At 65.7% G+C, this 18,799-nt stretch carries 17 protein-coding genes; 5 read left to right on the forward strand and 12 right to left on the reverse strand.

Going from position 1 to position 18,799, the window contains the following annotated elements; all coding sequences use genetic code 11:
* Nucleotides 1-16: 16 nt before the first annotated feature.
* Nucleotides 17-1,522: a peptide MFS transporter gene (locus ACWCIA_RS01695; protein ID WP_454160350.1), complete on the reverse strand. Its 1,506-nt coding sequence runs from the start codon at nucleotides 1,520-1,522 to the stop codon at nucleotides 17-19.
* A 306-nt stretch (nucleotides 1,523-1,828) separates the two neighbouring features.
* On the opposite strand from ACWCIA_RS01695, the gene ppnN reads away from it, so the two are divergent.
* Nucleotides 1,829-3,199 (forward strand): nucleotide 5'-monophosphate nucleosidase PpnN, encoded by a 1,371-nt coding sequence (gene ppnN, locus ACWCIA_RS01700; protein ID WP_454160351.1) that lies wholly within the window; start codon nucleotides 1,829-1,831, stop codon nucleotides 3,197-3,199.
* 185 nt (nucleotides 3,200-3,384) lie between these two features.
* Here the strand turns inward: ppnN and lysS are convergent, their stop codons facing one another.
* From lysS to ACWCIA_RS01720, 4 genes are all read right to left on the reverse strand, one after another.
* The gene (gene lysS / locus ACWCIA_RS01705; RefSeq protein WP_454160353.1) at nucleotides 3,385-4,923 is read right to left on the reverse strand and encodes a lysine--tRNA ligase; all 1,539 of its coding nucleotides are present in this window, start codon (nucleotides 4,921-4,923) and stop codon (nucleotides 3,385-3,387) included.
* A gap of 26 nt (nucleotides 4,924-4,949) precedes the next feature.
* A complete protein-coding gene (locus ACWCIA_RS01710; protein WP_454160569.1) occupies nucleotides 4,950-5,609 on the reverse strand; it encodes an HAD family hydrolase in 660 nt (219 codons plus the stop codon).
* Nucleotides 5,609-6,719, reverse strand: a protein-coding gene (gene prfB, locus ACWCIA_RS01715; RefSeq protein WP_454160355.1) for a peptide chain release factor 2 whose coding sequence is annotated in 2 segments (ribosomal slippage) — nucleotides 5,609-6,637 and nucleotides 6,639-6,719 — 1,110 coding nt in all. Because the reading frame shifts where the segments join, the coding sequence is not laid out codon by codon here. The genes ACWCIA_RS01710 and prfB overlap by 1 nt, the downstream gene beginning before the upstream one ends.
* Entirely contained in the window at nucleotides 6,636-6,833 is a 198-nt protein-coding gene (locus tag ACWCIA_RS01720; protein WP_454160583.1) for a hypothetical protein, read from the reverse strand. Before ACWCIA_RS01720 ends, prfB begins: the two co-directional genes overlap by 84 nt.
* 27 nt (nucleotides 6,834-6,860) lie before the next feature.
* Between ACWCIA_RS01720 and ACWCIA_RS01725 the strand changes: the two genes are divergently transcribed.
* Both ACWCIA_RS01725 and ACWCIA_RS01730 read left to right on the forward strand, forming a co-directional pair.
* On the forward strand, nucleotides 6,861-8,873 hold the full coding sequence (locus ACWCIA_RS01725; protein WP_454160357.1) for a bifunctional 2',3'-cyclic-nucleotide 2'-phosphodiesterase/3'-nucleotidase: 2,013 nt from the start codon (nucleotides 6,861-6,863) through the stop codon (nucleotides 8,871-8,873).
* On the forward strand, nucleotides 8,870-9,262 hold the full coding sequence (locus ACWCIA_RS01730) for a tetratricopeptide repeat protein (RefSeq protein ID WP_454160359.1): 393 nt from the start codon (nucleotides 8,870-8,872) through the stop codon (nucleotides 9,260-9,262). The genes ACWCIA_RS01725 and ACWCIA_RS01730 overlap by 4 nt, the downstream gene beginning before the upstream one ends.
* 190 nt (nucleotides 9,263-9,452) lie before the next feature.
* Here ACWCIA_RS01730 and ACWCIA_RS01735 read toward each other — a convergent pair whose 3' ends face one another.
* Complete coding sequence (locus ACWCIA_RS01735; protein WP_454160361.1) at nucleotides 9,453-10,208, reverse strand: GAF domain-containing protein; 756 nt, start codon at nucleotides 10,206-10,208, stop codon at nucleotides 9,453-9,455.
* A 198-nt stretch (nucleotides 10,209-10,406) separates the two neighbouring features.
* Here ACWCIA_RS01735 and ACWCIA_RS01740 point away from each other — a divergent pair, with 198 nt between their 5' ends.
* Nucleotides 10,407-12,023, forward strand: coding sequence for a methyl-accepting chemotaxis protein (locus ACWCIA_RS01740; RefSeq protein WP_454160363.1), 1,617 nt, complete (start codon nucleotides 10,407-10,409; stop codon nucleotides 12,021-12,023).
* A 4-nt stretch (nucleotides 12,024-12,027) separates the two neighbouring features.
* On the opposite strand, the gene ACWCIA_RS01745 is transcribed toward ACWCIA_RS01740, so the two are convergent.
* The 4 genes from ACWCIA_RS01745 to ACWCIA_RS01760 form a co-directional block, all read right to left on the reverse strand.
* Nucleotides 12,028-13,641, reverse strand: a complete 1,614-nt coding sequence (locus tag ACWCIA_RS01745) for a methyl-accepting chemotaxis protein (protein ID WP_454160365.1) — start codon at nucleotides 13,639-13,641, stop codon at nucleotides 12,028-12,030.
* 180 nt (nucleotides 13,642-13,821) lie between these two features.
* Nucleotides 13,822-14,142, reverse strand: coding sequence for a DUF2288 domain-containing protein (locus ACWCIA_RS01750; RefSeq protein ID WP_454160367.1), 321 nt, complete (start codon nucleotides 14,140-14,142; stop codon nucleotides 13,822-13,824).
* Between the two features lie 13 nt (nucleotides 14,143-14,155).
* Entirely contained in the window at nucleotides 14,156-14,839 is a 684-nt protein-coding gene (locus tag ACWCIA_RS01755; protein ID WP_454160369.1) for an RES family NAD+ phosphorylase, read from the reverse strand.
* 2 nt (nucleotides 14,840-14,841) lie between these two features.
* Nucleotides 14,842-15,279 (reverse strand): antitoxin Xre/MbcA/ParS toxin-binding domain-containing protein, encoded by a 438-nt coding sequence (locus ACWCIA_RS01760; protein WP_454160371.1) that lies wholly within the window; start codon nucleotides 15,277-15,279, stop codon nucleotides 14,842-14,844.
* Nucleotides 15,280-15,399: 120 nt separating this feature from the next.
* Between ACWCIA_RS01760 and ACWCIA_RS01765 the strand changes: the two genes are divergently transcribed.
* Entirely contained in the window at nucleotides 15,400-15,858 is a 459-nt protein-coding gene (locus tag ACWCIA_RS01765) for a YybH family protein (RefSeq protein WP_454160373.1), read from the forward strand.
* Nucleotides 15,859-15,885: 27 nt separating this feature from the next.
* Here ACWCIA_RS01765 and recJ read toward each other — a convergent pair whose 3' ends face one another.
* Both recJ and ACWCIA_RS01775 read right to left on the reverse strand, forming a co-directional pair.
* Nucleotides 15,886-17,535 (reverse strand): single-stranded-DNA-specific exonuclease RecJ, encoded by a 1,650-nt coding sequence (recJ, locus tag ACWCIA_RS01770; RefSeq protein ID WP_454160571.1) that lies wholly within the window; start codon nucleotides 17,533-17,535, stop codon nucleotides 15,886-15,888.
* Nucleotides 17,536-17,579: 44 nt separating this feature from the next.
* A complete protein-coding gene (locus ACWCIA_RS01775; protein ID WP_454160375.1) occupies nucleotides 17,580-18,623 on the reverse strand; it encodes a hypothetical protein in 1,044 nt (347 codons plus the stop codon).
* Between the last annotated feature and the right edge of the window lie 176 nt (nucleotides 18,624-18,799).

Genomic DNA, 18,799 nt, shown 5'->3' on the forward strand with positions numbered 1-18,799 from the left:
TGAAGCGAAGAGCGAATTACTTCACGCCGTGCATCAGTTTCTGAATCAGCGGTGCGATCAGGAACAGCAGCACGCCGCCGCCCACCAGCGACCAGAAGCCGAAGGTGTAGCCGTCGAGGGCCGAAGCGATCGACATGCCCGATTCGCCCGAGACGTGCGAAGCGAAGATGCCCGACAGGTTGTTGCCGATACCGGTCGACAGGAACCAGCCGCCCATGCCCAGGCCGACCAGGCGCACCGGGGCGAGCTTGGTGACCATCGACAGGCCGATCGGGGACAGGCACAGCTCGCCGATCGACTGGATGAAGTAGACGGTGAACAGGGTCCAGAACGGGATCTTGTTGTCCATGTCGACCAGGCTGCCCAGGGCGAACATCAGCAGGCCGAAGGCGAGGCCGTTGAAGATCAGGCCGAGGCCGAACTTGCGCGGGATCGACGGATTGGCGTTGCGCTTGCCCAGCATGACCCAGATGGCGGCGATGATCGGCGCAAACAGGATGATGGCGACCGAGTTCACGCTCTGGAACCAGGCGACCGGGAAGATCCAGCCGTTCAGGTCGCGGTCGACGATCTGGTCGGCCAGGAAGGTGAAGGAGCTGCCAGCCTGCTCGAAGAACATCCAGAACAGGATGTTGAAGGCGAAGATGATCATCATGGCGATGGTCTTGTCGCGCGCAACTTTACCGTTGCGGATGCCTTCGATCATCAGCATCGCGGCCAGGGCGAGGAACAGCACGGTCAGGATCACCTGCAGGGTGCCGGCGCCGAGTTTCAGCAGGAGATACACGCCCGGGATCACGACGATGCTGCCGATGATGACGGCGATCGAGCGGCCGCGGCCTTCCGCGCCGGCTTCCGGCGCGCCGATGCCGGCGAGGGTCTTGCGGCCGATGTAGAACCACACGAGGCTGATCAGCATACCGATGCCCGACACGAAGAACACGACCTTGTAGGCCGGGGTGGTGCCGTCGCCGAGTTCCTGGGCCAGGATCTGGGTCAGGATCGGGGCGATGAAGGCGCCGGCGTTAATGCCCATGTAGAAGATGGTGAAGCCCGAATCGCGGCGGGTGTCGCCCAGGCTGTAGAGCTTGCCGACCATGGTCGAGATGTTCGGCTTGAACATGCCGTTACCGACGATGATGGTGGCCAGGCCGAGCTTGAAGATGTCCTGGTCGGGCAGCGTGATCATGAACAGGCCGGCCGCCATGAAGACGGCGCCGATCAGGATCGAGCGCTGGTAGCCGATGACGCGGTCGGCGATCAGGCCGCCGAAGACGGCGCCGGCATACACCAGCGCGAGGTAGGAACCGTAGGTCAGGTTGGCGTCGGCCTGGCCGACGCCGGCGCCACCGTAGAACTGGGCGACGATGTAGAGCACGAGGGCCCAACGAATGCCGTAGAAAGCGAAACGCTCCCAGAATTCGGTCATGAAGAGCATCCACAGCGGAGCCGGGTGGCCCATGATCTGCTTGAACTCAGGAACGGCAACTTCTTTGCCGGGTGTTGCTGCTGCACCGCTCATGCGGGTTCTCCCGAAAATAGTGTTTTGAGAATAACTGTTTTATTGGAACGCCGAATCGGTCGCGAGACGTGCCGGAATTTCCAGTTGGGACGCATTTTAGAGGAATTTGCTTACCACAAGAAAAATTTTTGTCATTGTGGTAAACACGCGCGAAGCTGGTGCGGCGATGCTCCATTGTGTTGACACAGTGCACCGTCAGCGCACACATGCGCAGGCGTCCGCGGCGTACTTGTCGTATATTGGTGAAACAGCCAGTCATGTTTCCGGAAGCCTCTATTCCCGGCGTATTTAAAAAGGAAGACCCGCATGAATTACGAAGTCGTCGATACATTGATTTCCCCCGAAGGCCGGCTAGAAGTCCTGTCCAAGGCCGAGGTGGCCAAACTGCTCGACACCAGCCAGGGTGGCCTGTACAACATTTTCCGCAAGTGCGCGCTCGCTGTGCTCAACTGCGGCAGCTCGATCGACGATGGCAAGGAACTGCTCGAGCGCTACAGCAGCTTCGACATCAAGGTGATCCAGCGCGAGCGCGGCATCAAGCTCGAGATCCATGGTGCGCCGGCCATCGCTTTCGTCGACGGCAAGATGATCAAGGGCATCCACGAGCACCTGTTCTCCGTGCTGCGCGACATCGTCTACGTCCACTTCGAAGTCACCGACAACCCGCGCTTCGACCTGTCGCGCCCGGAAGGCATCACCGACGCGGTGTTCCACATCCTGCGCAATGCCAACGTCCTGCAGCCGCAGCGCAATCCCGACCTGGTCGTGTGCTGGGGCGGCCATTCGATCAACCGCATTGAATACAACTACTCGAAAGAGGTCGGCTACGCGCTCGGCCTGCGCGACCTCGACATCTGCACCGGCTGCGGCCCGGGCGCGATGAAGGGGCCGATGAAGGGCGCGACGATCGGCCACTCGAAGCAGCGCCTGTCGGGCGGGCGCTACCTGGGCATCTCGGAGCCGGGCATCATCGCGGCCGAGTCGCCGAACCCGATCGTCAATGACCTGGTCATCATGCCGGACATCGAAAAGCGCCTGGAAGCCTTCGTGCGCACCGGCCACGGCATCTGCGTGTTCCCGGGCGGCGCCGGCACCGCCGAAGAGATCCTCTACATCCTCGGCATCCTGCTCCATCCTGACAACGCCGAGATGCCTTTCCCGCTGGTCTTCACCGGCCCGGCCACCGCGCGCGAGTACTTCGAGCAGATCGACGGCTTCATCGCCCAGACCCTCGGCCCGCGCGCCCAGGCGCGCTACAAGATCATCATCGACGACCCGGACGCGGTCGCCAAGGAGATGCTGGCCGGGATCAAGCAGGTGCGCGAATTCCGCAAGGCGCGCGGCGATGCCTATTACTTCAACTGGCTCCTGAAGATCGACCAGGAATTCCAGATGCCGTTCAAGCCGACCCACGAGAACGTACGCAACCTGAAGCTGCACAAGAACCAGGACACGCACCTGCTGGCAGCGAATTTGCGCCGCGCCTTCTCGGCCGTGGTGGCAGGCAACGTGAAGGAAGAGGGCATCCGCGCGATCGAGCAGTTCGGCAAGTACGAAATCCACGGCGAGAGCGAGATCATGGGGCCGATGGATGCCCTCCTGGCCTCGTTCGTGGAGCAGAGCCGGATGAAGTTGCCGGGCAAGGCGTATGTGCCTTGCTATACGATCGTTCAGTAAGGCGAGAAACCCGTAGGGTGGACGGTTCCGCCGTCCACGCGTTCAACGGGTGGCAGATTGATCGCGCGGCTGTTCGGAGAACGCGTGGACGGGGAACCCGTCCACCCTACGGTTGCAGCCGACAATAAAAAAAACGGGGCGCCTGATGTTCAATCAGGCGCCCCGTTCTTCATCCGATCAATCGATCAGTCTTCCTTGCGCAAATGCGGGAACAGCAGCACGTCGCGGATGTTCGGCGAATCGGTCAGGATCATGATCAGGCGGTCGATGCCGATGCCGCAGCCGCCGGCCGGCGGCATGCCGTATTCGAGGGCGCGGATGTAGTCGGCGTCGTAGTACATCGCTTCTTCGTCACCGGCGTCCTTGGCTTCGACCTGGGACAGGAAACGGGCCGCCTGGTCTTCCGGATCGTTCAGCTCGGAGAAGCCGTTCGCAATCTCGCGGCCCACCATGAACAGCTCGAAACGCTCGGTGATGCCCGGACGGGTGTCCGAGGCGCGTGCGAGCGGCGACACTTCGACCGGGTAGTCGATGATGTAGGTCGGTTCCCAGAGCTGGGACTCGGCTGTCTCTTCGAACAGGGCCAGCTGCAGCGCGCCCAGGCCGGCGTTGGCGAAGGGCTTGACGCCGAACTTCTTGAGTTCTGCCTTGATGAATTCCGGGTCTTCCAGCTGCTCCGCGGCATAGCCCGGCGCGTACTTGTTGATCGCCTGGACGATGGTCAGGCGCTGGAAGGGCTTGGACAGGTCCAGCTCGCGGCCGCCGTAGGACAGCACGGCCGTGCCCTGGGCGTCGATCGCGGCCTGGCGGATGACGGCCTCCGTGAAGTCCATCAGCCAGGTGTAGTCGGTGTAGGCCGCGTAGAACTCCATCATCGTGAACTCGGGGTTGTGACGGATCGACACGCCCTCGTTGCGGAAGTTGCGGTTCACTTCGAAGACGCGATCGAAGCCGCCGACCACCAGGCGCTTCAGGTAGAGCTCGGGCGCGATGCGCAGGAACATCTGCATGTCGAGCGCATTGTGGTGGGTGATGAAGGGTTTGGCCGCGGCGCCGCCCGGGATCGGGTGCAGCATCGGGGTCTCGACTTCCATGAAGCCGTTCTTTTCCATGAAGCGGCGCATCGACGACAGCGCGGCGGTGCGCGCCTTGAAGGTGCGGCGCGTGTCTTCGTTCATGATCAGGTCGACGTAGCGCTGGCGATATTTCGTCTCCTGGTCGGCCAGGCCGTGGAACTTGTCCGGCAGCGGGCGCAGGGATTTCGTCACGAGGCGCAGGGTCGTGACCTTGATGGTCAGCTCGTCGACCTTGGTCTTGAACAGGGTACCCTCGACGCCCAGGATGTCGCCCAGGTCGTAGGTGCGGAAGGCTTCCATCGCCGCTTCGCCGGTCGCGTCCAGGGTCACGTAGATCTGGATGCGGCCGTCGGCGCGTGCGCCGGAGGCGTCCTGCAGGGTCGCAAAGGCGGCCTTCTTGCCGGCTTCGCGCTTGAGCATCATGCGGCCGGCCAGCACCACCGGGATGGCTTTCTCTTCCAGTTCTTCGCGGGAGACGGAACCGTAAAGCTCGTGCAGTTCCGCCGCCTTATCCTGGGGCTTGAAGTCGTTCGGGAAGGCGACGCCCTGTTCACGGATGGCGGCCAGCTTGGCGCGGCGCTCGGTCATGATCTTGTTCTCGTCGGCGCCCAGTACCGGCGCGGTGTTCTCTTGGTTTTCCGTAGTCATGGTATGTGTTGTCTTTTATTGATACATCAGGCGAACAGGGCGTCGAGCGACAGGCTGGCGAAATCGTCGACGATCGCGATCACGTTGTCGAATTCGGCGAAGGCCTCGCGCGGCAGGGTGGTGGTGATCACCACGCAGCGCATGCCGGCGCGGCGCGCCGCTTCCACGCCCAGCGGGGCGTCCTCGAAGACGATGCAGTTCTCGGGCTGGGCGCCGCAGCGCCTGGCCGCTTCCAGGAACACGTCCGGATGCGGCTTGCCGCGTGCGACGTCGGTGGCGCCGACGATGGCGTCGAAGTGGCGGCGCAGGTCCAGCCCGTCGAGCGTGAACTCGACGTTCGCCGGCGGCGCGGCCGTGCCTACCGCCAGGGCAATGCCCTGGGAGCGCGCATCGGCAATCAGGTCCCCGAAGCCGGCGACTGCCTTCAGGTGCGGCGCGTACAGCTCGCGATAGACGGCTTCCTTCTCGTGGTTGAGCGTGGCGACTTCGTCGTCCGCCAAGTGCTCGCCCATGTGCGAACGGATGATCTCCTTGCCCTGGCGGCCGGCGGTGGTGCGGAAGAACTCGTCCGCATCGATGTCGCGCCCGCGCCGCTCGAAGAAGGTCACCCAGGACTTCGTGTGGAAGGCCATGTTGTCGACGATGGTGCCGTCCATGTCGAAGATCAGTGCGCGCTTTGCCTGCATCACGCGCCCACGCCCTGCTTGAGGGACGCCGAGATGAAGTCGTCGAGGTCGCCGTCCAGCACGTTCTTGGTGTTGCCGGTTTCGAAACCGGTGCGCAAGTCCTTGATGCGCGACTGGTCCAGCACGTAGGAGCGGATCTGGTGGCCCCAGCCGACGTCGGTCTTCGAGTCTTCCAGCTTCTGCTGCTCGGCCATGCGCTTGCGCATCTCGAGTTCGAACAGTTTCGCGCGCAGCATGTCGAAGGCCTCGGCCTTGTTGCGGTGCTGCGAACGGTCGTTCTGGCACTGCACGACGATGCCCGACGGCGCGTGCGTCAGTCGCACCGCGGAGTCGGTCTTGTTGATGTGCTGGCCGCCCGCGCCCGATGCGCGGTAGGTGTCGATGCGCACGTCGGCCGGGTTGATCTCGATCTCGAAGGACTCGTCGACTTCCGGATACACGAATAGCGAGGTGAACGAGGTGTGGCGGCCGTTGGCCGAGTCGAACGGCGACTTGCGCACGAGGCGGTGCACGCCGGTTTCGGTGCGCAGGTGGCCATAGGCGTACTCGCCCTCGACCTTGATGGTCGCGGTCTTGATGCCGGCGACTTCGCCGTCGGACTGTTCCAGGATCTCGGCCTTGAAGCCCTTGCGTTCGCAGTAGCGCAGGTACTGGCGCAGCAGCATCGAGGCCCAGTCCTGGGCTTCGGTGCCGCCGGCACCGGCCTGGATGTCGATGAAGCAGTTCGCGTGGTCCATCGGGTTGCTGAACATGCGGCGGAATTCCATCGCCTCGATGGTCTTCTGGATGCCCTCGACGTCGCTGCCGACGGCTTCCAGGGTGTCGTCGTCGTTCTCTTCGCGGCCCATCTCGAACAGGTCGGCGGCGTCGGATAAATCGGCCTTCGCTTTTTCCAGCGTCAGGACGACTGCTTCCAGCGCCTTCTTCTCTTTACCGAGGTCCTGGGCGCGTTTCTGGTCGTTCCAGACTTCCGGATCTTCCAGTTCCTGGTTGACCTGTTCTAGTTTCTCTGACTTCCGATCGAAGTCAAAGATACCTCCGAAGTTCGGCCTCGCGACCGGTCAGGTCGTTCAGCAGGGCGGAGATGGCGTTGATGCGTTCAGCTTCCATGATCTTGGCATTTTGAGTGAGTTGAATCGAACCTTCGATTATACCCCAGACCGATATGGAGACGGCGACGCCTTGCCTGGCGGCTTGCGGCGCATTGTGCGCCTGCCGTATCATCGCCCGGTTCCCATTCCCTCCATCCCCATGCTCTCCTTTTTTCCTTGCCAGATCGGCATCCTCCTGCTGCCGGCAGTGTTGTCCATTCCCGCCTTGGCCGCCCAGCCCGCACCCAAGGGCGCTTCCGCCGTGCTGGCCGTGCTGGAGACGACCGACCTGCACTCGAACGTGGTCGGCTACGACTATTTCAAGCTCGCGGCCGAGCCCTCGATCGGCCTGGACCGCACGGCCAGCCTGATCGCGCAGGCGCGCGCCGAATTCCCGAACACGGTGCTGTTCGATAACGGCGACACCATCCAGGGCAATGCGCTGGCCGACTACCAGGCGCTCGTCAAGCCGCTGCGCTGCGACGAGACGCTCGGCATCTACAAGGTGATGAACGCGCTGAAGTACGACGGCTCCTCGATCGGCAACCACGAGTTCAACTACGGCCTGGCCTTCCTCAGCCAGGTGACGGGCAAGCGCCTGCAGGTGGCTGGCGTCGACCAGCCGAAACAATGCGCCGGCCCGGCCTTCCCGCAGGTGCTGGCCAACGTCTACAGCGTCAAGACCAGGAAGCCGCTGTTCGAGCCTTACCGCATCATCGAGAAACGCATCAGCGCGCAGGATGCGAAGGGACGTTCCGTCAACGCGGTGGTCAGGGTCGGCATCATCGGCTTCACGCCCCCGGCCATCATGTCCTGGGATAAGCGCCACCTGGAAGGGAAGGTGACGACGACCGGCGTGGTGGAAGCGGCGCGCAAATACGTGCCCGAGATGCGCCGCAAGGGCGCCGACATCGTGGTCGCGATCTCGCACGGCGGCCTCGATGCCAGCCCGTACACAGCGCAGATGGAAAACGCGAACTGGTACCTGGCCCAGGTGCCGGGCGTGGATGCGATGCTGCTCGGGCACTCGCACCAGGTGTTCCCGAACGCGGCCAGCACGGCACCGCAGTTCCAGCTGCCCGGCGTGGACAAGGCGCGCGGCACCGTGCACGGCGTGCCGACCGTGATGGCCAACCTGTGGGGCAAGCACCTGGGCGTGATCGCGCTGCACCTGCGCTCGGACGGGCGCAGGTGGACGATCGTGAAGGACAAGACGGTCGTCGAGGCACGGGCTGCCCAGAACGCCGACAAGAGTTTCGTGGCCGCCGACCCGGCCGTGCTGAAACTGATCCAGGCCGAGCACGACGCGACGATCGCCTATGTGAAGACGCCGCTCGGCAGCACCGAGTTCCGCATGACGACCTATTTTGCGGACGTCGGCGACACCTCGGCGATTGCGGTAGTGAATGCGGCGCAGACGCGCTACGTGAAGCAGTACATCGCGGCCAACCTGCCGCAGTACGCCCAGCTGCCGGTGCTGTCGATGTCGGCGCCGTTCAAGAGCGGCTCGGCCGGCGCCTTCGATTTCACCGACGTGCGCGCCGGGAACCTGGCGCTGAACAATGCGGCCGACCTCTACCTCTACCCGAACGCGCTGTACGCGGTGAAGGTCGACGGCGCCGGACTGAAGGCCTGGCTGGAGACGTCGGCGCGCCGCTTCAACACGATCGATCCGGCCAAAACCGAGCCGCAGGAGCTGGTCGACCCGACCTTCCCGAGCTATAACTTCGACACGCCCACCTCCAGTGAGATCAGCTACGAAATCGACCTCACCCAGCCGCCGGGCCGGCGCATCGCCAAGCTCGCCCTGCGCGGCGTGCCGGTGCAGCCGAACCAGGAATGCATCGTCGCCACCAACAACTACCGCGCCAGCGGCGGCGGCAACTTCCCGGGCCTGGACGGCAGCAAGACCGTGCTCGCCTCGCCCGACACCAGCCGCGACGTGCTGATCGGGTATATCCGCGATGCGAAACGGCTGACGCGCGCCGAACATGGCGCGGCGCGCAGCTGGCGCTTCGCAAAGTTGGAGACGAAGGGGCCGGTGGTCTTCCATTCGGCGCCGGGCATGCTCGACCTGGCACGCGAGGCGGGGCTGGACAACGTGAGCCTGCTGCGCGCGGACGATGGGCGCGGCAAGGGGTTTGCGCTGTACGCGGTCGACCTGTCGAAATGATGCGGGCCGCAGTGCTGCTGGCGTTGGCGCTGTGGAGTGGTACGGCGCCGGCGCAGCCGGTCGATGCGCAGGCTGCCTGGCGGCTGGGGCTGATGCATCGCCACGGGACCGGCGTGCCGCTGGATGCGGCGCGGGCGGCGCATTACATCAGGATCGCGGCGGAGCAGCAGGTGCCGGCGGCGATGTTTACGCTGTCGAACATGCTGGCGGCGGGGGAGGGCGTTGCGAAGGATGAGAAGGAGGCGCGGCGCTGGCTGGAGGCAGCGGCTGCGCTCGACTATCCGGCGGCCCTGCAGCAGCTGGCGCTGACGGAACCGGATCCGCGCAAGGCGGAGCTGTTGATGCGCCAGGCGGCGCATGCGTTGCAGCACAGGAGCCCGGGTTTGTAGGGTGGACGGCTCCGCCGTCCACGCGTTCAATTAACGGTTGCGTCGTCGCGTTTCTTTTTTCGCGCCTTGCAGACGGCCTTTTGCTTGGCTACTCGGCTGTGCAAAGGCTGGTTGAACGCGTGGACGGGAAACCCGTCCACCCTACGGGTCTGTGCTTCCTTATCGACGGGGGCAGGCACCCCAGCGGTTCTTACCCCCGCTCGCCGCCATTACCCGCGATCTCCGCCGCCGCAATCTCCGCCAGGTCCACCAGCGCTTGCAGCTCGGCCGCGCGCAGCTTGCGCGGCTCGCGGTCGATCACGCACAGGGTGCCCATTGCCAGGCCCGACTTGTCGTGCAAGGGCACGCCGGCATAGAAGCGGATGTGCGGGTCGGCCAGCACCAGCGGGTTGCCCGAGAAGCGGGGATCGGCCATCGCGTCTTCGACCACGAAGGGCGCGTCGTTGATGATCGCGTGCGAGCAGAAGGCCCACTCGCGCGGCGTCTGCTGGGCGGCCAGGCCGATGCGCGCCTTGAACCACTGGCGCTTCGAGGTCAGCAGCGAAATGAGGGCGATCGGCGAGTCGGTCACCATCGAGGCCAGCCGCACGATGCGGTCGAAGCGTTCTTCGCCCGGGCTGTCCACCAGGTTGGACGCGGCCAGTGCGGCAAGGCGCAGCGCCTCGTCTTCCCCAAGCGGGAAGGGGGCTTCCGTCAGCGGCAGGAATTCGGGATCGGTCGGCGTCGGCAGTACGCGCCGCTCCTCGCCGCCGGCCTGGCCGCTGACCTTGTTCATCAGGGCGCGGATGTGGCTCTGGCGCGTACGGCGGTGGCCGCCGGGCGTTTTCCACGATTCGATGGCGCCGCTTTCCATCCAGAGCTGGACCGTACTGGTCGCAACGCCCAGCATGCGCGCCGCCTCGCTCGTGGTCAGGATTGGGTCTTCTTCTGTGAAATTGCTGTTCATCAATATTCCTGCTGTTTATCGGAGTATAGCCGATTTGATGAATGTGACTAAATATCCTTGTGCTGAGACGAACAGTCAAGGGAAAAACGATAAAACACTCAAAAAAGGTTGTGCTAAGGAAATAAAATGGGCAGAATGCCGTTCCTTTCGTCAATGTTGGCTTCGGATCGCGTGGTCGCGTTGCCTATCAAGAGAACCATGTCCCTGTCCCAGTCCAGCCTCGCGGCCCGGCTCGCCACCGCTTTTGCCCTCGTCCTGCTCGTGACCCTGACCCTGGCCGTCTTCGCCGTCACCCGCGTCAACAGCATCGAGGCGACCCTCGAGAATGCGGAAACCTTTCGCCACGCCCAGCTCGAGCCGCTGTACGAAGCCCGCGAGGCACTGGACCAGACCGGCATCGCCGCGCGCAACGCCTACATCTTCCAGGACCCGCAGGCCGCCGCCCGCGAGCTCGACATCGTCGACGCCAGGAAGGCCGAATACCTCGCCGCGCTCGCCCGGCTCGACCCGCTGCTGAAGGGGAATCCCAACTACGACAAGGTGCGCGCCTCGATGACGGTCATGGCCGCCGAACTGGAACGCCCGCGGCGCTTTCGCGCCGCGCAGGAAATGGAAGCCTTCGGTGCCTTCCTGGTCAACGAGTGCAGCCCGCTCCGGCGCCAAATCGTGGCCGACATCGACGTCCTGCTGAAGGTCCTGCAGGCACGCACCACCCAGGCTGCTGCTGCCGCCGCCGGCGAAGCCTCGGCCGCGCGCTGGTGGATCGTCGCCCTGAGCGCGCTGTGCGCCGTGCTGTGCGCGGTGATCGGCCTGGCGATCTCGCGCAGCCTCATCACGCAGCTGGGCGGCGAGCCGGCCTATGCCACGGACGTCGCGCGTGCCATCGCCCGGGGCCAGCTGCAGCACCAGGTCGACACCGGCCGCGCGCGCCCGGCCAGCCTGCTGTATGCGATGAGCGCCATGCGCGACAGCCTGTCCGGCATCGTCACCCGCGTGCGCGGCGGCACCGACGCGATCGCCTCCGCCTCGGCGCAAATCGCCAGCGGCAACCTCGACCTCTCCCAGCGCACCGAGACCCAGGCCGCCGCGCTGGCGCAGATTGCCGGCTCCATGCAGCAGTTGATCGGCTCGGTGCGCCAGAATGCGGACTACGCAGCCCAGGCCAGCGTGCTCGCCGGCGACGCCTCCCGTGTCTCGCTCGAGGGCGGCGCCGCGGTCGACGGCGTGGTAGCGACCATGAACCTGATCCAGGACTCCTCGCGCAGGATCGAGGAAATCACCGCCGTCATCGACGGCATCGCCTTCCAGACCAACATCCTGGCGCTCAACGCCGCGGTCGAGGCGGCCCGGGCAGGCGAGCAGGGACGCGGCTTCGCCGTCGTCGCCAGCGAAGTGCGCAACCTGGCCCACCGCTCGGCCGCGGCGGCGAAGGAAATCAAGGCATTGATCGAGGATTCGTCCGGCAAGGTCAGTGCCGGCACGGTGCTGGTCGGCCAGGCCGGCGACACCATGCGCAAGGTGGTCGACGGCGTGCAGCGCGTGACCGACATCATGGGCCGGATCTCCAACGCCACCCGTTCCCAGAGCGAGGACATCGAACAGGTCGACGCGGCAATCGTGCGTTTGGACGAGATGACGCTGCAGAACGCGGCGCTGGTGGAGGAGGCCTCGGCCGCCGCCCAGTCGCTGCGGATGCAGGCCGACGAGTTGGCGACCGTCGTTAATACCTTCCAGCTCGAGGGTGCCGCAAGCGCCGTGCGCCGGCCGGCGCCGATGGCAGGCCAGGTTCGCCTGACTGCCCGAGTCTCAGCCTGACCGATTAGGCGCCGGCCAGCGCAAGGCGTGGGTTGGCCGGCTGGGCGGCGGCCTGCGGGCGGCCCGGGGCGGCCGCGACCTCGTCCAGCTTGAAGGTGCTGACCACCTCGGCCAGGCGCTCGGCCTGCTCCTGCATCGATTCGGCGGCCGCTGCCGCTTCCTCGACCAGCGCGGCGTTCTGCTGGGTGACGCGGTCCATGTCGACGATGGCGGCGTTGACCTGCTCGATGCCGGCGCTCTGTTCTTCGCTGGCGTTGGCGATGTCGGCCATGATGGTGGTGACGTGCTCGATGCTGCGCACGATCTCGCTCATGGTGGCGCCCGCGCGGTCGACCTGCTTGGCGCCGGCCGCGACGTTGTTGACGGAATCGTCGATCAGGGTCTTGATCTCCTTGGCCGCCGCCGCCGAGCGCTGCGCCAGGTTGCGCACCTCGCCGGCGACGACCGCGAAGCCGCGGCCCTGTTCGCCGGCGCGCGCCGCTTCCACTGCGGCGTTCAATGCCAGGATGTTGGTCTGGAAGGCGATGCCGTCGATGACGCTGATGATGTCGACGATCTTGCGCGAGGAGTCGTTGATCGAGCCCATGGTGGCGACGACTTCGGCCACCACCGCGCCGCCTTCGCCGGCAATCGCGGCCGCGTTGCGCGCCAGCTTGTTCGCTTCCCTGGCGTTGTCGGCGTTCTGGCGAACGGTCGAGGTCAGTTCTTCCATCGACGACGCGGTTTCTTCCAGCGAGCCGGCCTGCTGTTCGGTGCGGGCCGAGAGATCCGCATTGCCGCTGGCGATTTCATTGGCCGCCGTGCCGATTTCGCCGGTGCCGGTGCGCACGTGGCCGACGATCGCGGCCAGCGCCTGGGTCATGCTGGCCAATGCCCGCAGCAGGTCGCCGGTCTCGTCGCGCGGGGCGGTCGCGTTGCGGCTGGTGAGGTCGCCGCGCGCCACGCGCTGGGCGAAGCCGACGGCCTGGCGCAGCGGCACCGTGATCGAGCGGGTAATGAACCAGGCGCAGGCCACGCCCAGCAGCAGGGCGGCGATGCCCAGGCCCACCAGCAGCACGCGGGTGTCTTCGTAGGAGTCGAGGATGCTCGATGCCACGCCGTCGGCGGCTTCGATCTGCATCGTCGCCAGCTTGTTCATCTCGGCCAGGAAGACGGTGCTTTTCGGCATGACCTGCTCGTTATAGACCCGGTCGGCCAGCTGCATGTCGCCATCGGCCTTGGCCTTGAACAGCGCGGCGCGCGCGGCCAGATAGGGTTCGCGAGCGGCCTTGACGACCTTGAACTGTTCGATCACCGCCGGGTTGCGCAGCGAGGCCTCGACGGCGTTCTGCAGTTCGGTCGAACGGGCGGACACGGACTTCATGCGCGCTTCGAGGCGTTCGATGACGGCGGCGTCGTCCGTCACGTAGACGGTCTGGAGCATGGCGCTGTTGAGTTCGATGAACTTGCCCCATTCGGCGACGTTGCGCTGGTTCTTGATGCTGGTATTGACCAGGCGGTCGGTCATGTCGCCGGCCGCCTGCATGCGCACGATGGCGGTGACGGTCACGGCCAGCAACAGCGCCAGGACGATGGCAAATCCGATGCCCAGCCGGGCGCCGATCTTGAGGTTCTTCACGTGGGTTTCCTTCGAGGGGGCGTGGCCGGGACCGCGCATGACAATTGTGGCGTACCGGCATGAAGACTCACGCCGGGGTGTTACCCGAAGTATACCAGTGGAGAAGCGCGAAAAGATGCTTTGAGGAAAATTTGCAACATTCAGTTTATTATGAATGTTGCAATCACAGTTGCAAGCTTGTCAGTGCAGCTGCTTCTTTTCCGGCTGCACCAGGATGAAGGGATGGACGACCGAGGCCCACAGGGCAACCTCGCCGGCGGACCAGGTCTGCGCCTGCAGGTCGGACACCTTGGCTACCTTGCCGTCGCCCATCCAGCGCTCGATGCTGGCCTTGTCGTCGTGCGAGATGCGCATGGCGACGTCGATCAGGTCGAGTTCTTCGCTAACGTAAATCACGTTGCCCTGGGCGAAGTGGCGCTCCAGCTCGTGCCACTGGATACGGCCGGTCTCGCGGTTGATCTTGTCGTGCAGTTCGGTGTCTTTTTCGGGATTCGTTTTCATGGGCGCTAGCTAATCAGATGAGTTCGACCGTCGGCACGGGCGAACCCGCCCATGTTAACCGATAGGCCGATCCCTTGCGCACATTGCCCACCAGGGCGGGGCGGAAGCAGGCGAGGTTGGTGCCCTCGGGCCGGCGCACGCTCGGGTAGATGACGCCCAGCGAGCCGGCCTCGAGCAGCTCGGCGGCCAGGCTTTGCGAGGCGATGTAACTCTGCGGGTCGAGGCATTTGGCAAAGCCTCGCATGCCGCGGATGTCGTGGAAGCCGCCGTTGAAGTCGGCCAGCAGCGTCTGGTAGCTGACGCTGTCGTCGAAACGCCCGATTTCCTGGTATTCGACGGCCTTGTGGAAACAAACCTCGGCCAGCGCGGTCTCGGGCTCGAAGGCGCAGTACCAGGCGCCGCGCTCGCCGTCGTTGAAGCGGCTGCCTTCCGGGCGGGCGTAGGTGTAGGCGGCATTGATGATACGGAACTGCGGCACGCCGAACACGAGTTCGTCGACGCCGATGCCCGGCAGCAAGCCGGTCTCGCCGCGCAGGCGCTCGTTGGTCGCGTTGTCGAGGTCGAACAGGTCGCGCAGGGAGGCGTCGTCCTCGGCCAGCGGCGCCAGCACCGAATCCTCGAGGTCGGCGAAGCGCGAGGGGATCAGGCGGCAGGTATCGAACTGGCGCAGGCTCGTCAGTTTGGGAACGGGCGCCAAGGTCAGAGGCCTCCGCGGCGCGCGTCGAGCAGCTTGCGCACCGTCTGCATGGCCAGCAGCCCGCCGCCCAGCATGCAGGCCAGCGGCGTGCGGCCGCCGAAGATGACGTTGGTGTTGGGCAGTTGCACCCACTCGTCGGCGAGCTTGTCGCCGTACAGGATGTGCAGCGCCTTGTAGATGCCGAGCAGGTAGGAAATGCGGGTGATGCGGTCGACTTCGAGCACCCGGTCCGGGTTCTTCTTCCAGTCGTAGAAGGAGGACGCGGACAAGCCGCCGAGCAGCTCGCGGGCATCGTCGTCGCGCAGTTGCCAGGCGGCGGCCAGCCGGAAAAAGCCGGTCAGGGCGGCCTTCGACAGGCGTTCGCGCTCGGCCCGGGAACTGAGGTCGACCAGCACCGCGGGTTCGAAACGGCTGCGCGGATAAGCATAAGCAAGATTCATAGTTCCTCCGGTTCTGGAGTATTTATACTCCGTTTCCGTACCCGACGCAACTGATAGTTGTCAAGCTGGCGGGCGCATGCCAGAATCGGTGCCGAATTGCTAAAAGGAAAAGGTTATTCCATGCGGTGGCACTCGGCGGGTCTTCTTCTGGTGGTGGCGATGGCCGTTGGTGCGGCGGCGCTGGGCTTGGCACGCGGTTCGCGCGTGAGCCCGGGCGAGTTGCGGCAACAGGTGATGCAGGCCGAGCGGGATTTCGCCGCCACGATGGCAAAGCGCGATTTCGAGGCCTTCACGAATTTCCTCTCGCGCGAGGCCGTCTTCATGAGCCCGGCGGGTTCGCTGCGCGGCAAGGACGCGGTCGCCACGGGCTGGCGCGTCTATTTCGACAAGCCGCAGGCGCCGTTTTCCTGGGAACCGGACGAAGTCGAGGTGCTGGCCTCCGGCACGCTGGCTTTCAGCAGCGGGCCGGTCAGGGACGCGGCGGGCAAGCAGGTCGGGCGCTTCAATTCGGTGTGGCGGCTGGAGGGGCCGGGGACCTGGCGGGTGGTGTTCGACAAGGGCTGCGATTGCCGCCCTTGACCGGAGCGATGCGCCGACGAACACCCATCACGCCGGTTCGGCGTGCTCCACCAACAACTGCACTTTGGTTACGCCGTTGTACTCGTTCGCATCCAGCCTGAACGCCACCCGCGCCCGGTCGCCGAGGCCGTCGGTGTGGCCGAACCAGATCGCGTCGTAGCGGCGGCCATTCTTCTCGAGCAGCAGCTTGAGGTGCTTTTCCTTCAGGATGCGCTGGCTCAGCACGCGGAATTCGTCGCAGAACACCGGCGGCGCGAAACCCTGGCCCCAGACCTGGCCGTCCATCAGCTCGATGAAGGAGGTGCAGTAGAACTCGTCCTCGAGCGGCCCGTCGGTTTCGATCACGCGCTCGAGCTGTGCCTGGGTCAGCCAGGCGCGCCCGACCGCCTCGAAGGCCTGCGAAAACGCGTCGAAGGATTCATGCCGGATGGTCAGCCCGGCCGCCATCGCGTGGCCGCCGAACTTGTCGATCAGGCCAGGCACCCGCTTCGAGACCAGGTCCAGCGCGTCGCGCATGTGAAAGCCCGGGATCGAGCGTCCCGAACCCTTGATCAGGCCAGGCCCGCCCGGCGCGAAGGTGATCGTCGGGCGGAAGAATTTCTCTTTCAGGCGCGAGGCGACGATGCCGATCACGCCCTGGTGCCAGCCCTCGTCGAAGACGGCGATGGTGCTGCTGTCGCTGGGCTCGAAGGCGTCCAGGTGCAGCAGGGCCGTGTCCTGCATCTCGGCCTCGATCTCGCGGCGCTTCAGGTTGATTTCGTTGAGCTGCTGAGCGATGGCCCAGGCGCGGCCCTCGTCGTCGGTGGTCAGGCATTCGATCCCGAGCGACATGTCTTCCAGCCGGCCGGCGGCGTTCAGGCGGGGGCCGAGGGCGAAACCGAGGTCGAAGGGAGAAGCGCAGCGCGCCTGGCGCCCGGCGACCCGAAACAGCGCGGCCACGCCCGCATGCATGCGCCCGGCGCGCATGCGCTTGATGCCTTGCGCGACCAGGATGCGGTTGTTGGCGTCGAGTTTCACTACGTCGGCCACGGTGCCGAGGGCGACCAGGTCGAGCAGGTTGTCGAGCTTGGGCTGGGTCTGCGCATCGAACACGCCGCGCCGGCGCAGTTCGGCGCGCAGGGCCAGCAGCACATAGAAGACGACGCCGACGCCGGCCAGGTGCTTGCTCGGGAAGCCGCACTCCGGCTGGTTCGGGTTGACGATCACTCGCGCCGGCGGCAGGGCGTCGCCCGGCAGGTGGTGGTCGGTGACGACGACCTCGATCCCGCGCCGGTTCGCCTCCAGCACGCCGTCGATGCTGGCGATGCCGTTGTCGACCGTGATGATGACGTCGGGCGCCGTCTCGCGCGCGGTCAGCTCGACGATTTCGGGCGTCAGACCGTAGCCGTACTCGAAACGGTTCGGCACGATATAGCCGACGTTCGCGCCCATCGCGCGCAGGCCACGCAGGGCGACGGCGCAGGCGGTCGCGCCATCGCAGTCATAGTCGGCGACGATCGTCATCTTCTTGCCGCCCTGGATCGAATCGGCCAGGAACACGGCGGCCGCGTCGATGTGGCGCAGGCCGCTGGGCGGCACGAGGGCGGCCAGTTCGCTGGCCAGTTCGCGCGGGTCGGTCAGGCCGCGCGAGGCATAGACGCGGGCCAGGACGGGGTGCACGCCGCCCTGGCGCAGCATTTCGGACTGGCGGAAGGGGCAGGGGCGCGTGGAAATTCGGGTTTTCAAAGCAGTCGGTCCAGGGTCGGGCGGCGCCAGAACTTGCGTTGCGCCATGGCGTTGGTGGTGCAGGCGGTATGGGCGTCGCGGTGGCTCAGCACCAGGCTGACGCTGCGCACGCGGCCATTCCCGCCGTTTCCTTTTGTGAGTGCATGCAAGATGGGTGCGAACAGCGCAGCTTCAAGCTGTCCCATCTGCGCGATCCAGCCGCCCCAGTCGGCGCCGATGGCCGGCGCCGCAGCGCTGCCGCAGACCAGGATGGTGTCGTGTTCCAGGCTGTCGACGAAGGCGGGCAGGTCTTGCGGATGGGCGTCGGCCAGCGCGTCGACCCAGGGCGCGGCGTCGAAGGCGGCCAGACGAGGGGCTGGCGGGCGTGCACTGCCTGCCTGGGCGGCGCCCCACAGCCAGAAGGCGTTCACCGGCGCCAGGCGGCGTGCTTCGCGCTCGGCGTTGACCGGGTGGCTGTGCCACAGGATCTGCACTTCGTTCTGCAGGCGCCGGAAGGCGGCCGCCTGTTTACCGGCCGGCATCCAGTCGGTCAGGTCCATGCCGACCGCGGCGTCGGGCGTGGCGGTGTCCAGGCTTGCCCAGTCGTCGGCGCGCATGAACCAGGTCTGGGCGTCGCCGTACACCAGCGCGTGGCCGGCTTCCTCGACATACGGCAGTGCCGCCTCGAACAGCGCGCGGCTGTCCGCTTCGGAGAGGCGCAGGTTGCGCAGGTCCGCCATCAGCAGGTGGGTGCGGGCGATCTCGATGTGGGCCGGGTTGACGATGAACCAGGTGCCCGCATCGGCGGCAATGCCGCGCCCGCGCATCGCGGCCACCGCCAGTGCGGGGCGGCCCGCCTTGGCCAGGCCGAGCGCGCGCGCCAGCCACTGCTCGTGCGGCAGCGCACGCACCGTGTCGTCGGCCGCGACCCGCGCGTGCTCGCTGGTGCGCGAGAGCAGGGCGGCCAGGGCCGGCGCGTCGGGTGCGAGGGCGCGCACGAGGTCGGGGGCGAATTCGGGAACGGGGAGGGCGAAGGGCAGGACGAGCGTGATGTGGGCCATACCGTGATTGTAGGGCATCCGGGCCGTGGATGAGGGACATGCCCACGATGCGCGATGCATGAGTGCCGCCCGCGCCACACCACGCTACGGTGCGCCGCACTGCTGCCGCGTTCTGTTGCCCGCACGCCCGAGGTGTTAGAATTTTGAAAATTTGAAAACACGGAAGGCCATATCGT

The sequence above is a fragment of the Massilia sp. SYSU DXS3249 genome (assembly GCF_053668055.1).

Bases quoted from the DNA above. Each gene is read 5' to 3' on its own strand.
- ACWCIA_RS01695 (WP_454160350.1), bottom strand. From the start codon at position 1,522: ATGAGCGGTGCAGCAGCAACACCCGGCAAAGAAGTTGCCGTTCCTGAG.
- ppnN (WP_454160351.1), top strand. From the start codon at position 1,829: ATGAATTACGAAGTCGTCGATACATTGATTTCCCCCGAAGGCCGGCTA.
- lysS (WP_454160353.1), bottom strand. From the start codon at position 4,923: ATGACTACGGAAAACCAAGAGAACACCGCGCCGGTACTGGGCGCCGAC.
- ACWCIA_RS01710 (WP_454160569.1), bottom strand. From the start codon at position 5,609: ATGCAGGCAAAGCGCGCACTGATCTTCGACATGGACGGCACCATCGTC.
- ACWCIA_RS01720 (WP_454160583.1), bottom strand. From the start codon at position 6,833: ATGATACGGCAGGCGCACAATGCGCCGCAAGCCGCCAGGCAAGGCGTC.
- ACWCIA_RS01725 (WP_454160357.1), top strand. From the start codon at position 6,861: ATGCTCTCCTTTTTTCCTTGCCAGATCGGCATCCTCCTGCTGCCGGCA.
- ACWCIA_RS01730 (WP_454160359.1), top strand. From the start codon at position 8,870: ATGATGCGGGCCGCAGTGCTGCTGGCGTTGGCGCTGTGGAGTGGTACG.
- ACWCIA_RS01735 (WP_454160361.1), bottom strand. From the start codon at position 10,208: ATGAACAGCAATTTCACAGAAGAAGACCCAATCCTGACCACGAGCGAG.
- ACWCIA_RS01740 (WP_454160363.1), top strand. From the start codon at position 10,407: ATGTCCCTGTCCCAGTCCAGCCTCGCGGCCCGGCTCGCCACCGCTTTT.
- ACWCIA_RS01750 (WP_454160367.1), bottom strand. From the start codon at position 14,142: ATGAAAACGAATCCCGAAAAAGACACCGAACTGCACGACAAGATCAAC.
- ACWCIA_RS01760 (WP_454160371.1), bottom strand. From the start codon at position 15,279: ATGAATCTTGCTTATGCTTATCCGCGCAGCCGTTTCGAACCCGCGGTG.
- ACWCIA_RS01765 (WP_454160373.1), top strand. From the start codon at position 15,400: ATGCGGTGGCACTCGGCGGGTCTTCTTCTGGTGGTGGCGATGGCCGTT.
- recJ (WP_454160571.1), bottom strand. From the start codon at position 17,535: ATGCTGCGCCAGGGCGGCGTGCACCCCGTCCTGGCCCGCGTCTATGCC.
- ACWCIA_RS01775 (WP_454160375.1), bottom strand. From the start codon at position 18,623: ATGGCCCACATCACGCTCGTCCTGCCCTTCGCCCTCCCCGTTCCCGAA.